Origin of the sequence: Streptomyces lavendofoliae, assembly GCF_014649735.1 — a bacterium.
Taxonomy (GTDB): domain Bacteria; phylum Actinomycetota; class Actinomycetes; order Streptomycetales; family Streptomycetaceae; genus Streptomyces; species Streptomyces lavendofoliae.
Map to the genome: position 1 here is coordinate 35,392 of NZ_BMTP01000027.1, position 12,159 is coordinate 47,550.

The following is a 12,159-nucleotide window of genomic DNA, read 5'->3' on the forward strand; positions in this document are numbered from 1 at the left end:
GTGCAGCCGGGGTCGGGTCTACCAGGTGACCGGTAGTGCTACCGGTCCTCGGATGAGTACGTCTTTCTGCCAGGGAACATTTGCGGGGTCGGTGGCCAGCCGCAGGTCGGGGAGGCGTGTGAGGAGCGTGGTCAGCAGCAGTTCGGCTTCCATGCGGGCCAGCAGTGGCGCCACGCAGTGGTGGGGGCCATAGCCGAAGGCCAGGTGGGGCGGCCCTTTGCGGTCGATGTCGATCCGGTGCGGTTCGGAGTAGCACCGCTGGTCCCAGTTCGCTGCCACGTAGGAGACGTAGACGGCCTCGCCACGTCGGATCAGGACGCCTCCCACCTCGACGTCCTCGGTGGCGATGCGTGCTTGTCCCACACCGTGCTTGTGGGGGATCCAACGCAGCAGCTCTTCCACGGCCGCCGGTACGACATGCGGGTCGGAGCGCAGCCGGCTCTTCAGGCTGTCATCGGTGAGCAAGCAGTAGACCATATTGGAGGTGTGGTTGCGCACCGCGTGCCAGCCGTTGAGCGCCATCAGCGTAGCCAGGGCGAGGAGTTCCTCTTCCTCGATCTTGCCGCTGTCGACAGCGTCTCCGAGTTCGCTGATGAGGTCGGCCTGCGGTCGACGCCGGCGTTCGCGGACCAGTTCGAGGAAGAAGGCGCGGGCTTCTTCCTTGGCCTGCCGTGCTCGCCCGACCTCCGTCTCGTCCTTCGCCCGGGTCAGCACGGCATCCGCCCATGTGCGCAGGCGCGGCCGGTCGGCCTCCGGCACACCCAGCACAGCCCCGATGACATGCATCGGAAAGGGGGAGGTCACGTGCTCGACGAGATCAGCGGGAGGCCCGGCTGCGACCATGGAGTCGACAAGTCGGTCGAGTACGGCTTGGGCGCGGGGGCGCAGGGCTGCCACGCCGGAGCGGTTGAACGCCGAGGAGACCACGGAGCGGACGCGGGTGTGGTCGGGCGGGTCGACGAAGCTGACCGCACGGTCCAGCGGGATGAGGTACCTGTTCATGCTGGGCAGTGGCCGGCCGACGATGTCACGGCTGAACCGGGGATCAGAGGTGACGAACCGGACGCTGTCGTGCCGTGTCGCCAACCAGCACTCGCCGGGAGCTCCGTGCGGCAGCCGGATCCGGACGACCGGTTCGGCCTCCAGCGCCTCACGGAGAAACGGGTCGAAGTCCAGGGCAGCCAAGTCCGACACCTCGTACAACGGCGCGGTGACGTCCTTCATTGCCGCCCCCTGCCTGGCTGGTCATGGCGCAGCGGTGTGAGCTGCTCGATGTCGTAGCGGCGGCGCAGCGCGGCGATGGCGTCGTGGTCCGCGGGCCCATCAGGGGACAGGATCTCCAGGAGTTCCTCGAAGTAGCGCTCGTGGTCCGGAGGCGGGGACGACTGGAAGAACATCCGGGCCGGGACGTCAGTGGGGTTGGCGAAGGCGTGCGGGCAGCCGGGCGGCACCAGGATGACCGTGCCGGGCGTGGCACGGACCACACGCTCACCCTTCGGCGACCGCCACCCCCGCCAGCCGTCCGCGGTACGCACCCGCGGCTCGAAGGCGAGAACGTCGAGTTCGCCCTCCAGGACGTAGAACAGTTCCTCGCTGCGCGCGTGGACGTGCGCGCCGACGTCGAAGCCCGGCGGTACGAGCACCTCGAAGCTCGATGAGAAGCGCGACTGCTCGCCGGTCACCTTGAACGTCACGTGCTGGGCGGCTGCACGAAGGGTACGGCCTTCACCGGGTGGCACGATCAGGCCGCTGCCCGGGGCCATCGCGGTCAGAGGGTGGGCCGTCGCCGGGTTTCCTGCTGCATGGGTCACGGCGTACGGCTCCAGCGGCCCAGTGCCATCTCGGCCGTGATGCCGGGCCCGAACCCGGCCAGCAGGCCGCGCGCCTGGTCAGCGGCACCGCCTTCATCGAACAGCCGGCGCAGCGCGTCCAGTACGACGGCGCTCGCGATGTTCCCGTACTCGGTCAGCGTGGCGCGGCTGTGACGGAACGCCTCCGGCTTGACGTGGAGGAAAGTGCTCAGGTCGTCGAGGATCCGCGGCCCGCCGGCATGCACGATGTAGAAGTCAAGGTCCGCGGCATCCCAGCCGTGATGGTCGGCGAGGCTACGCAGCGCGGGGGCCAGTGGCTCCATGGTGCCCGGCACACGCTTGTCCAGCAGGAAGTGGAAACCGGTTGCCCGGACGTCGTACGCGATCCAGTCCTCCGTCCCCGGGATCAGGTACGAGCCGTTGCGCTCCAGGCGAATTCCGTGGCCACCCGTCCCGCGGACGACAGCGGCGGCCACACCATCCCCGAACAGACCGTTGGACAGCAGTGATCCGATGCCGAGGTCGGTGGGCTGATAGCACAGCGAGCAGAACTCGCATGCCACGATCAGCGCGTTCGCCCCCGGATGGGCCGTGCAGAAGTCATGCGCCCGGTTGATCGCCGCACCGCCCGCCGCGCAGCCCAGCTGAGCGATCGGCAACTGCCGCGTATCGGCTCGGAAACCCATGGTGTTGATCAGCCACGCGGTGAGCGAGGGCATCATGAAGCCGGTACAGGACACATAGATGATCATGTCGATATCGGCGGCCCGCAGCTCGCTGTCCTCCAGTGCACGCCGCACGACCAGCGGTACACGGGCCTTCGCCTCGGTCGCATACAACCGGTTGCGCTCCTCGAAGCCCGGGTGCGCGAGTGTCTCGGCGATCGGCTGCACGAGGTGACGGGTGCGCACCCCGGTGTTCTCGATCAGGCGCAACGCGAGGCCCAGCTGGGGATGGCCTGCATGCCGCGAGCGTGCGAGCGCGAGTGTCTCCTCCATAGTGATGACGTATTGCGGAACCGAGACGGCCGGCCGACACAAGGTCGCCATGGGACACCCTTACTCCACCGGCACGAAAGTGCCTTCGTTGACCCGGACGCATCCTTAACGATCAGCATCCATCCCAGTCACCCTCCGTAGCCGTGGGTCGACAAGTGGATCGAGGACGACGGCGCGGCCCGCTTCCACCTGAGCGCAGGTTGGTATCGTGCTTCGTTCTGCACAGCAGGCCGTTTGCACCCCACCACCCTCACAGCCACAGGCCCGGCGGGCAGCCGCTGCCTCCACCAGCACGGCTACGGCGTCCCGTCCCCGGCCCTGGTGGCCCGCGCCGACCGGGGATTCGAGCGGTTCCTCGCACGCACCACCCAGGCCGACACCGCCCCCACCGACCGCCATGACGCAGCGAGGAACCGATGAGCAGGACGACGACGGTGCTGTACGACCCCGACGGACGCATCGAGGCCGACCTCCCGCTCGACCGCACCACCCACCAGTGCCTCGTCAAAGCTCCTGGCGTGGAAGGGCGACCCCGGCCTCCAAGCCGCGGACTACCACCAGATCGCCCTCCAGCTCACCGGCGCCGCCCGCTCCGTGGCCACCGACGTACGCCGCGCCGCCGGCCGCCTGCCCGAGCGCCGCGCCGCCCGCGCGCTCGCCGAGTACGTCCTGGACGACGCCCACCGTCGTCTCGCCGCCCCGCTCGAGGGCACCGCCCGCTGCGCCCAGGAACGCGCACGGATCGTCCGCTCCCTGTACGAGCGGCTCGACCGCCTCACGGAACTGGCCCCGTCCCCGGCCTCCTGAGCCGCCTCCCGGCGCAGGCCCTCGACACCAGCGGTCGCGTCCGGTCGCGGGGAGACCGGGCAGCCCGTAGACCGGATGTATGGTCCTTCGGCCGCCGGTGGAGCCGATGCTGGCGCAGGCTCGCGACACGGTGCCCGCGCCGGGCGCGCTGCCCGGGGAGCTGCGATTTCAGCCGAAGTTCGACGGCTACCGGGCGATCGTCTTCACGCCGTGGCCGGCGCCCGGCCCGCTGCTGGTGCAGTCCCGTCGCGGCAGCCTCCTGCAGAGCCGCTTCCCCGATCTCGTGGCCGCGGCCGCGCACCTGCCTGACGGCCTGGTCCTCGATGGCGAGCTGGTCGTGTGGGTGGAGGGCCAGATGTTGTTTGAGGCGCTCCAGCGGCGAGCCGTCTCTGGCGGCCGGACCGCCGCCCGCTTCGCCCAGGAGATGCCGGCGCACTTCATCGCCTTCGACCTGCTCCAGCTCGACGGCCAGGAGCTGCTGCACGTCCCGTACGGCGAGCGGCGCGCACGGCTGGAGCAGCTGTTCACCGACTGCGGGCTGGGCGCCCCGTGGACGCTGTGCCCGGAGACGACCGAGGTGGCGACGGCCAAGGAGTGGCTGACGTCCTGGACGCAGGTGCCAGGCGTCGAAGGGCTGGTGATCCGGGGGAGCGGCCAGCGGTATCTGCCGGGAGCCCGCGCGCTGTACAAGGTGCGCCGACGGGATACCACTGAGGCGGTGGTGGGCGCGATCACCGGCACCGTACGGCGGCCGCAGACGCTCGTGCTGGGCCGCCTCGACGCGAAGGGTGTGCTCCGGCCGGTCGGCCGCAGCACGCCGCTGCGGCCGGAAGCGGCGCGCGACCTGGCAGAGCGGCTGACGCCCGTAGGGCCCGGTCACCCGTGGGAGGGCGTACGGTTCACGACCTCCTGGGGGTCGCGCTCGCCGCTCGACGTCGTGCTCGTCGAACCAGCGCTGGTCGCCGAGATCACGGTGGACACGGCGCAGGAGCGCGGCTCGTGGCGACACCCGGTGCGCTTCGCCCGGCTCCGGCTGGACGTCGCGGTCACAGACGTCCCGCCCTTCGGCGCGGGCGCCGAGCCCGCCAGCAGCTGACCGCCCTCCCGCCGCTTCCGATGCGGTACGGCGTCACGGGCCGGTGAGGATGTCGTGGGTGCCGATGCGACGCCAGATGACGTGCTGTACGCCGGGGCGTATCGCTGGCCCGTACTGCCAGGTCGCCCGTCCGTTGCCGTCCCACGTCAGCTCGAAGACGCCGGGCGCGCTGCGGACGCCCTTCACACGGAGGCCGGCGCGGAAGCACCCGCGTCCGGCGCGCAGGTCGTCGACGAACGCGTTGACGGCCTGGCGGAAGCGGCGGCGCTGTTCGGGGGTGAGGCGGCGGTGGTCGGCGGTGAAGCGGGACGTGGTCTCGTACGTCGGCACGTCGTCCTCCAGGAAGCACAAAGCCCCCGGGGTTGCCGGGGGCGGTGGGTGGCCTACTCGTGGTGAAGGGAGTCGGTGACGTGGTGCTGGGCGGTGCGTCTTTGGCCGGTCGGTGGGGGAGCGGTACGCAGGTGTGCGCTCGTTGACGGTGGAGTCGTCTGCTGGCGGTTTTCGGGGTGTGTGAGGCCCGTGGGGCTGGTCGTCGCGCAGCATTTGCCTGGCCCCAGGTGGTGTTCGCCTGGCGGGCACGACGTCGCCGCGGATGCCCGCCCGGCGGGATCGGCCGTGAAGTTCCGGTGAACCCTCCCGCCTCACGGGATCGGGCTGTCTTTGCAGGTCAGAGCCGGTGTTCGCTGCCGGGATGCTGAGTGTTGCGAAGGTCCAGAGACGAAATGCGTGGCGCTACTACGTGCGCGGGGTCGCCTTCGGGGACGGCCGGCGTCCGGTCGGCCAGTCCCTGAAGGGCGCCCTGGAGAAGGCCGGGCTCCCGCCCGGCGTGTGGATGGGGCGCGGTCTGGCCGCGCTCGGGCTCACCGCCGGGCAGACGGTGACCGAGCGCCAGATGGAGCTGGTCTTCGGGCAGCTCCGGCACCCGGACGCCGACCGGATCGAGCGTGAGCTCCTGGACGACGGCGCCGACCCGGAGACGGCCCGGCTCGCGACCGTCCTGGGCCAGCCGATCGAAGAGATCGAGCGACGCAAGGCGACCCCCTTGCTCGCGCTCGACTACACCTTCCGCCCGCAGGCGTCCCTGATCGTGCTGTGGGCGCTGGGAGACGACCACACCCGGCGGGTCATCGAGCGGGCGCACGAGCGGGCCATCGCCGCCGCGCTGCGCTGGCTCGAGGATGAGGTCGTAGAGACCCGGTGGTCGTCGGGCCGTCAGCGCGCGAAGGCACCGGGCCTGGTGGTCGCGAAGTGGCGGCACTTCGACAACCGCGACGGCTTCCCCCTCCTGCACGATCACTGTCTGGTCCTCAACCGGGCGCAGCGCCCGGACGGCTCCTGGTACGCGCTGAACACGGTCCGCCTCTATCAGAACGTGGTGGCAGCCGGGACGCTCTACACCCTCACAATGACGACCGAGGTCTGTGAGGAGCTCGGGCTGGCGACCGTGCCCCGGGAGGTGACGCCGGGCCTGCGCCCCGTGATGGAGATAGCCGGCGTCGGCCAGGAGCTCATCGACTGGTCGGCCACCCGCCGCGAGCAGATGGCGCCGGTGCTGGAGCGCATCACCGACGAGTACGTCAAGAAGTACAAGCACCTGCCCGGGGAGCGCGGCCGCCACGGCCTGGGCTGGTGGGCGGCGCAGGACACCCGCCGGGCGAAGAAGACCCCCAAGCCTTTGGAGCAGCTGCGCGCGTGGTGGCGTACGTCCGCGATCCTGCGCTTCGGACAGGAGATGGTCGACGGGCTGCTGGAGCGGTGCCGTGCGGCCGGGAAGGCGATCCGGGCCCGGGTGAGCCCGCTGGTGGACACCGCGCTCGCCGCCATCGACGTCGCCGCCGTCGTCTTCACAATGCGCGACTCCTTCGCCCGCCGCCACGTCCTGGCCGAAGCGCGCCGGCACCTCATGGAGACCCTGCGCGGCCGCGGGTTCACACGCGGCCTGGACGACTACATCGCCGACGCGGCCCTGTCCCGGCACTCCCGTCAGCTCACCGTGCCCCAGAAGGGCCGCCGGGCCCCAGCGCCGGAGCAGCTCAAATACACCGCCGACTTCGCCCTGCCCCACCGGTGGTGGATCGCCGGCACCGGCGGCAAACCGCCGCGGGAGTCGAGCCTGTACGAGCGGGCCCGGGTCGCCAGCCTCGCCCTGCAGAACGCGATCCGCGACGCCCGCATCGCACCTGCCACACGGGACGGAGCCCCGGCCGCAACCACATCAGCCACTACGCGGACCGGCGACCACAACCACGACCAGGCGGCGGCCGCGCCGCACGCTGTCGACCATCCGGATCGGGACGCCGCGCTCACTCCGGCGCAGCAGGCCGCCGCTGTTCACGCCCATCAGCAGGCCGCGATGCCCGAGGAGTACCTGGAGGGCCGCACGACCGACCCCGCGACGTGGCTGCGCACACCGCAGAACCTCGCCCGGCTGGCCGCCCTCACCAAGGCAGCCGAAGCCCGCAGCCGCACCATCGTCGACGGACCGCAGCCGCAGCAGCCGGCCGCAGACGCGGCCGACCCCGCCAGTCAGCAGCAGCACCACACGACGCGGCCCGATCAGGGCAGGGGAGCAGGGCGCGACCACTGACGAGGACGCCAACCGGCCAGCGCGTGGCGGCCGATTGGCGACTTCACCCGCGAGCCGCAGTGGCCCGGACTCAGAATCGGGGCGTTGGCACCCGGCACGGGAGGAAACTTGACCGACCTGCACGAACCCCTGGAACCGCTGGAGAGCTACCCCGCCGAACTGCCCCCACCCCGCCAGCGCAGCGACGTGAACCTGGTGGGCCTGCTCAGCATGGCCGACGACCTCGCCAAGACCGTGTCGGCGCTTCTCATTCGGGCGAGGTCCTCAGGCTCGGAAGTCCAGATCATGCCCCGAGAGATGATCCAGAAGAATCTGGAAAAGCACGCTGAGGAAGTCCTGGGGAAGGTCGTCTACCTCCAACGCCACGCCCCCGCCGCGATGCTCGGACGGTGCGTGCTCGGCGCGGACTCCAAGGAGGACTGTTCTACCGAGGGCGCCAACCTCCAGCTCAACGTCTGGGATGAGCACACCCGCCGGGACATCGTGGAGGACGGCACCACCGGCTGCGTCGCCCACACCATCGAAGCCGCCCGCCGGACTATGGCCGACCCCGGCAGCCGCAAGATCCTGCTCGCCTTCGTCCGCGACACCGAAGGACTCGCCGTCTGCCGCGCCCTCGGACTCGGACCGGACGATGCCGAGCAGTTCCTGTACGGCGGCCTCACCCTGCGCCCCGAACACCGCGTCGGCTGACCCTCCCGTTTCCCGCGGCCACGCCCGGCCGCCAAGCCCCCGCATTGGAGCGCCACGTTGCCCTACGAGGCCCGCGATCTGAACCTGACCGATCCGACGAAGGGCTACCTGAACTTCGTCCTCTACACCGAGCCCCAGCGCGGCGCCGCCACGTCGTCGCTGAACGCCGTACTGGACATCGAGGCGCAGCAGACCGTGACACCTCACTTCCAGGAGTGGCTGGGCAGGCTGGTGCGCTGCGAGCCGAACGCGATGCACTGCACCCTCGTGGAGCCGAAGAAGATCCCGGCCTTGTTCCACCCGTGCGTCACGGAGGACAAGGACAGCCCCTCGGCCATCCGCGGATCGGGCTGCCTGTGCCGCCGGACCTTCTACGATCCCGAGTTCGGGCTGCCCGTCGTGGGAGAGCACTTCAAGCACGCGGGCACCGGCGGCACAGACCAGTGGAGCTACACGACCTACGCCCCGCTCGAACTGCGCCCGGACGACACCTTCAGAGCCCATCCTTGAACCCCTGTCGATCTCGTACGCACGCCACGGTGAAGGGCTCCCTACACGCTGGGCTCTCCGTTCGCCGTGGCCCAGCAGCGGGCTCTGCGGAAAGCTTTCGGGTGCGCCGCGTGCCGTGTCGGTACGCGTTTGCGGGAGGGACCGATAGGCGGAGCAGTGACATTCAATCCCCCCGCCAACCGGGCGCGCATGATGCGCCGGATCCCGCCGAGTGATCAAGTACGGACTGGAATCTCTGTACCAGCTGGTCCTGTCACGGCATGATGACGGTGTGTGGCTGGGGTTGGTCCGCCACGGAGAGAACGGGGCGGCGCGCGGTGACGAGTTCTGCTTTCGAGGGCACAGTGCTGGCCGCTACCGCTTCGGTGGAGCGTGCTGTTGCGCGGGGGTCGCTCTATTTGAGCCGGTCCCTGGACGGGGACGGTGGCGCCCCCTCGGCGTGGCTTTCCTGGGATGCCTGCTTCCGTGACAGGTTCACGGGCGGCCAGGCGCGGGCTGTGCTTCGTGAGCGTTTCGGCGCGGATCCCGGGTTTGATCTGGGCGATGAAGTGTTCACAGCCATGGTCGCTCTGGTGCTTCTGCCTTCCGCCGTCACGTCGGCTCACTCGGAGCTGGAGGCGCGGCTGAGCCGTCAGATCGAGTCGGCCCGGTGGCAGCGGAGGTATCGATTCTTCTCCGCAGCCAACGGCTTTCCCGCCGATACTGATTGCACGGGCCTGGCCGTCAGCGCCTTGCATGAGCGCGGTCTCCTCGCGGCCGGAGACCTCCAAGAGCACGTCGCGGACCTGCTTCGCGCGGCCGCTCCCGCGCCGGGAAGCGTCCCCCGTTCGTCCGCTCACGGTGACGAGGGGAGGCTGCCTCCCCGGGTCCTGATGGTCTATTGGGACGACGGTCTCGAACCTGCCACCGCGCCCCGCGGACGCAGACTCGATGCGGTCGTGTGTGCCAACGCCCTCTATGCGGTCAAGCTGTGCGCCAGTCCTCTTACCGAGGACGCGCAGGCCGCTGTCGCGGCCACCACCCATTACCTGGCCGGCCACGTGGAGTCCGGCCGGTATCTCGAGGGGACCCGCTATTACCCCTCGCCCGATGCCTTCCTCTACGCAGCGTCCCGTCTGTGCGCCCGCTTCCCTCACGACTTCCGTGACCTGGCCGGACACCTGCGGATGGCCTTCCTCCACCGCGAAGCCAGCGCCCCCTCCTCACGTCTGGCCACTGCGCCGGGAACGGCCCTCGACCTCGCCCTGCGGATCCTGACCGCGGATCGGCTGGGCCTCGCCGAAGGCCAGGAAGAGCGGCGCACCCTCTTGGCCGCAGTGCAGCAGAACGACGGGTCCTGGCCTGCTTGCGCCTACTACCGCATGGGACGTTTCCCCGTGTACTTCGGCTCCCCCTACCTCACCACCGTCTTCACCCTGGCAGCCCTGCGCACACGCGAAGACCGCCCACTGGGCCAAGCGCCGACGGTGCCAGGTCTCAGGCTCAGCATGTCAACGGAAGGATGAGCGGTGCCACAAGAGACAGACGCAACGACGCTGCTGAGCGGCCCCGAGAGCGGGCCCGTTCCGTCGGGCATGGACGGCATCCGCATGCCGGCAGTGCATCTGCCCTTTGCCGCTCACGACCCCAACCCCGCTCACCCTCAAGCCCAAGCCGCCCTGGAGACCTGGCTGGACACTTTCGGGATCTGCCAGACCCCGGCTTCCCGGGAGTCCCTGCAGCGCACCCGAATCCCGTTGATCACTGCCCTGGCCTACCCACGCGCCAGCCCGGCCGCGCTGGAACTCCTGGTCCAGTGGGCCGCCTGGACGTTCATCATCGACGACGAGTTCGACGACGGACCCGACGGTCAGGACCCCACCCGCTGCGCCAAAGCCCTCGCCATACTCCTGCCCATCCTCGACGGCACTCCGCCCGGCCAGGCGGCCTCCGCGCGGGCTTTCGCCGAAACGCTGCAACGATTGACCGCAGACAGGTCTGCGGGGTTCTGCCGCATGCTCCGCGGTGACATCGCCGCCTACCTGTGGTCCTACTACGAGAGCCTCGTCGACCAGAGGGCTCAGCGGGTCCCCACCGTCGCGGCCTACCGGCGTCAGCGCGCTGTCGCGGTCGCCGCCTACACCTGGCTCGACGCGGTCGAGATCGCCGCCGGCGTCGACCTGCCAGAACCCGTCAGGCACTTCTCCAGCTTCCGCGACCTGCGCGACGCCATCGGCCAGTACGTCGGCCTCCACAACGACCTGTGGTCCCTGGAACGGGACCAGGCCGCCGGGGCCTTCCACAACGCGGTACTCCTCCTCCAGCACCACGAACAGCTGCCGCTCCAGGAAGCGGTCGACGCCGTCAACGTCATGCTCACCGACTGCGTGCACACGATGCACCACGCTGAACGCGATCTGATCGCCCAGCTTGAGGCCGCCGACATCACCAGGGCCGCCCGCGATGACGTGCTGGCCTGCATCACCGGCTACCGCCACTTCGTCCGCGGCTGCTTCGACTACCACTACCAAGCCCGCCGCTACACCACCGCTCACGCCAGCCACAACAGCGAAAGCGCCCCCCACCGACTCTTCCCCGACACCCCCTGAAACGAAGGCTCGGCGACCGGTGAGGTCGTATCTGAACTCCCTACAGCCAGTGCCTGGTGGTCGGGATCGCAATGAGTGAGCCGGTTGACCTGGACTACCAAGCGATCACGGCCATGGTACTGGTGAGCTCGCGTATTCAACTGTCGCCAGTGCTCGGAGAGGTCCAGCCTGATGGTGACCGCCAGTGGTCGCCGGAAGGGACAAACGGGCACCGATTTGCTGCGCCGGGTGTGGCGCGTCCGACAGGGAAGCCGCCATCGAATACTTTCGCCGCATGCATCCGTTGGACAGGCTTGCGACCCAGATGACCTCTGACATGCCGCCGGCCGAGCGGATCGCCGGTCTGCTGGAGGTGTACTCCCAGGAGACCGGCGACCAGTTGAGTCCGCCGTTGGCCCCGGATGAGGCGGCCCAGGTCCGGGCGTGGATGGTGAGCCAGGACCGATTCAGCATCGCCCGCAAGGAAGCCACGCTTCGCGCGGAGGCGCACTCCACGGTATCCAGCAAGGCTAGCTGGCTGCAGCAGTTAAAGTGCACCAGCTGCGATGTACTGGACTTCGAGTCCACCGCAGCGCGTCCGACCTACTTTGCTGTGCCAGTACCGCCGTTCACCAAGCAGAACAAGGACACTGCACGGCGCGTGAACAAGGCCGTCAAGCACGAGATGGAGCGCACACAGAGCAGCCGCGACCCTATGACGTGGAAGGGGCTGATGATCTGCGCCAGCGTCGTGGCGGTGCAATCCAGTAATCGTCGGCTAATCGACGTGGACAACGCGGCGAAGGCGGTCCTGGATACGTTGTCCGGAACAGTGATCATTGATGACAGATACGTCCAGCACCTTCGAGCTTCCAGGTTGATTGCTCAAGACACTGAGGGCTACTACGTCATCGGACTCTTGCCAGTGCATCCGCTGGAGGACGACGTCGTCGAGAGGTCAGGACATGTGGTTTTCGCGGGCCTGATCCAACCACCGCAGTGCCTGTGAACATTGATGCGCAGCTATTTAGACCGTGTCCTACATGGTCAGTTGGCGGTTGTGCTGGGCATGGGGAGTGGACGGTGGGGA

The 12,159-nt window shown here is 69.3% G+C and carries 13 protein-coding genes; 9 read left to right on the top strand and 4 right to left on the bottom strand.

Annotated features, from left to right (window positions below):
* Nucleotides 1-18: 18 nt before the first annotated feature.
* The 3 genes from IE109_RS31230 to IE109_RS31240 are packed head-to-tail and all read right to left on the bottom strand — an operon-like array spanning nucleotide 19 to nucleotide 2,860.
* Nucleotides 19-1,224, bottom strand: a complete 1,206-nt coding sequence (locus IE109_RS31230; protein WP_189554734.1) for a cytochrome P450 — start codon at nucleotides 1,222-1,224, stop codon at nucleotides 19-21.
* The gene (locus IE109_RS31235) at nucleotides 1,221-1,763 is read right to left on the bottom strand and encodes a cupin domain-containing protein (protein ID WP_189554746.1); all 543 of its coding nucleotides are present in this window, start codon (nucleotides 1,761-1,763) and stop codon (nucleotides 1,221-1,223) included. Before IE109_RS31235 ends, IE109_RS31230 begins: the two co-directional genes overlap by 4 nt.
* A 44-nt stretch (nucleotides 1,764-1,807) precedes the next feature.
* Nucleotides 1,808-2,860, bottom strand: coding sequence for a type III polyketide synthase (locus tag IE109_RS31240; protein ID WP_189554735.1), 1,053 nt, complete (start codon nucleotides 2,858-2,860; stop codon nucleotides 1,808-1,810).
* 183 nt (nucleotides 2,861-3,043) lie between these two features.
* On the opposite strand from IE109_RS31240, the gene IE109_RS31245 reads away from it, so the two are divergent.
* The 3 genes from IE109_RS31245 (at nucleotide 3,044) to IE109_RS31255 (ending at nucleotide 4,712) form a co-directional block, all read left to right on the top strand.
* Nucleotides 3,044-3,229, top strand: coding sequence for a hypothetical protein (locus IE109_RS31245; RefSeq protein ID WP_189554736.1), 186 nt, complete (start codon nucleotides 3,044-3,046; stop codon nucleotides 3,227-3,229).
* Nucleotides 3,230-3,403: 174 nt separating this feature from the next.
* Complete coding sequence (locus IE109_RS33945; RefSeq protein WP_308431415.1) at nucleotides 3,404-3,616, top strand: hypothetical protein; 213 nt, start codon at nucleotides 3,404-3,406, stop codon at nucleotides 3,614-3,616.
* Nucleotides 3,617-3,695: 79 nt separating this feature from the next.
* Nucleotides 3,696-4,712: an ATP-dependent DNA ligase gene (locus IE109_RS31255; RefSeq protein ID WP_189554737.1), complete on the top strand. Its 1,017-nt coding sequence runs from the start codon at nucleotides 3,696-3,698 to the stop codon at nucleotides 4,710-4,712.
* Nucleotides 4,713-4,745: 33 nt separating this feature from the next.
* Here the strand turns inward: IE109_RS31255 and IE109_RS31260 are convergent, their stop codons facing one another.
* Nucleotides 4,746-5,042: a hypothetical protein gene (locus tag IE109_RS31260; protein ID WP_189554738.1), complete on the bottom strand. Its 297-nt coding sequence runs from the start codon at nucleotides 5,040-5,042 to the stop codon at nucleotides 4,746-4,748.
* A 361-nt stretch (nucleotides 5,043-5,403) separates the two neighbouring features.
* On the opposite strand from IE109_RS31260, the gene mobF reads away from it, so the two are divergent.
* From mobF to IE109_RS31290, 6 genes are all read left to right on the top strand, one after another.
* A complete protein-coding gene (gene mobF / locus IE109_RS31265; protein ID WP_189554739.1) occupies nucleotides 5,404-7,299 on the top strand; it encodes a MobF family relaxase in 1,896 nt (631 codons plus the stop codon).
* A 108-nt stretch (nucleotides 7,300-7,407) separates the two neighbouring features.
* Nucleotides 7,408-7,992 (top strand): hypothetical protein, encoded by a 585-nt coding sequence (locus tag IE109_RS31270; protein WP_189554740.1) that lies wholly within the window; start codon nucleotides 7,408-7,410, stop codon nucleotides 7,990-7,992.
* A 57-nt stretch (nucleotides 7,993-8,049) separates the two neighbouring features.
* A complete protein-coding gene (locus IE109_RS33530) occupies nucleotides 8,050-8,502 on the top strand; it encodes a hypothetical protein (RefSeq protein ID WP_229891805.1) in 453 nt (150 codons plus the stop codon).
* A gap of 497 nt (nucleotides 8,503-8,999) precedes the next feature.
* Nucleotides 9,000-10,007 carry a hypothetical protein gene (locus IE109_RS31280; protein ID WP_189554741.1) on the top strand — a complete coding sequence of 336 codons (1,008 nt, stop codon included), beginning with the start codon at nucleotides 9,000-9,002 and terminating at the stop codon, nucleotides 10,005-10,007.
* Nucleotides 10,008-10,010: 3 nt separating this feature from the next.
* Nucleotides 10,011-11,090, top strand: a complete 1,080-nt coding sequence (locus IE109_RS31285; RefSeq protein ID WP_189554742.1) for a terpene synthase family protein — start codon at nucleotides 10,011-10,013, stop codon at nucleotides 11,088-11,090.
* 274 nt (nucleotides 11,091-11,364) lie between these two features.
* Nucleotides 11,365-12,078 carry a RusA family crossover junction endodeoxyribonuclease gene (locus IE109_RS31290; RefSeq protein WP_189554743.1) on the top strand — a complete coding sequence of 238 codons (714 nt, stop codon included), beginning with the start codon at nucleotides 11,365-11,367 and terminating at the stop codon, nucleotides 12,076-12,078.
* Nucleotides 12,079-12,159 lie beyond the last annotated feature (81 nt).

Coding starts and splice junctions, on each gene's coding strand:
- IE109_RS31230 (WP_189554734.1), bottom strand. CDS start 1,224: ATGAAGGACGTCACCGCGCCGTTGTACGAGGTGTCGGACTTGGCTGCC.
- IE109_RS31235 (WP_189554746.1), bottom strand. CDS start 1,763: ATGGCCCCGGGCAGCGGCCTGATCGTGCCACCCGGTGAAGGCCGTACC.
- IE109_RS31240 (WP_189554735.1), bottom strand. CDS start 2,860: ATGGCGACCTTGTGTCGGCCGGCCGTCTCGGTTCCGCAATACGTCATC.
- IE109_RS31255 (WP_189554737.1), top strand. CDS start 3,696: ATGGTCCTTCGGCCGCCGGTGGAGCCGATGCTGGCGCAGGCTCGCGAC.
- mobF (WP_189554739.1), top strand. CDS start 5,404: ATGCTGAGTGTTGCGAAGGTCCAGAGACGAAATGCGTGGCGCTACTAC.
- IE109_RS31290 (WP_189554743.1), top strand. CDS start 11,365: ATGCATCCGTTGGACAGGCTTGCGACCCAGATGACCTCTGACATGCCG.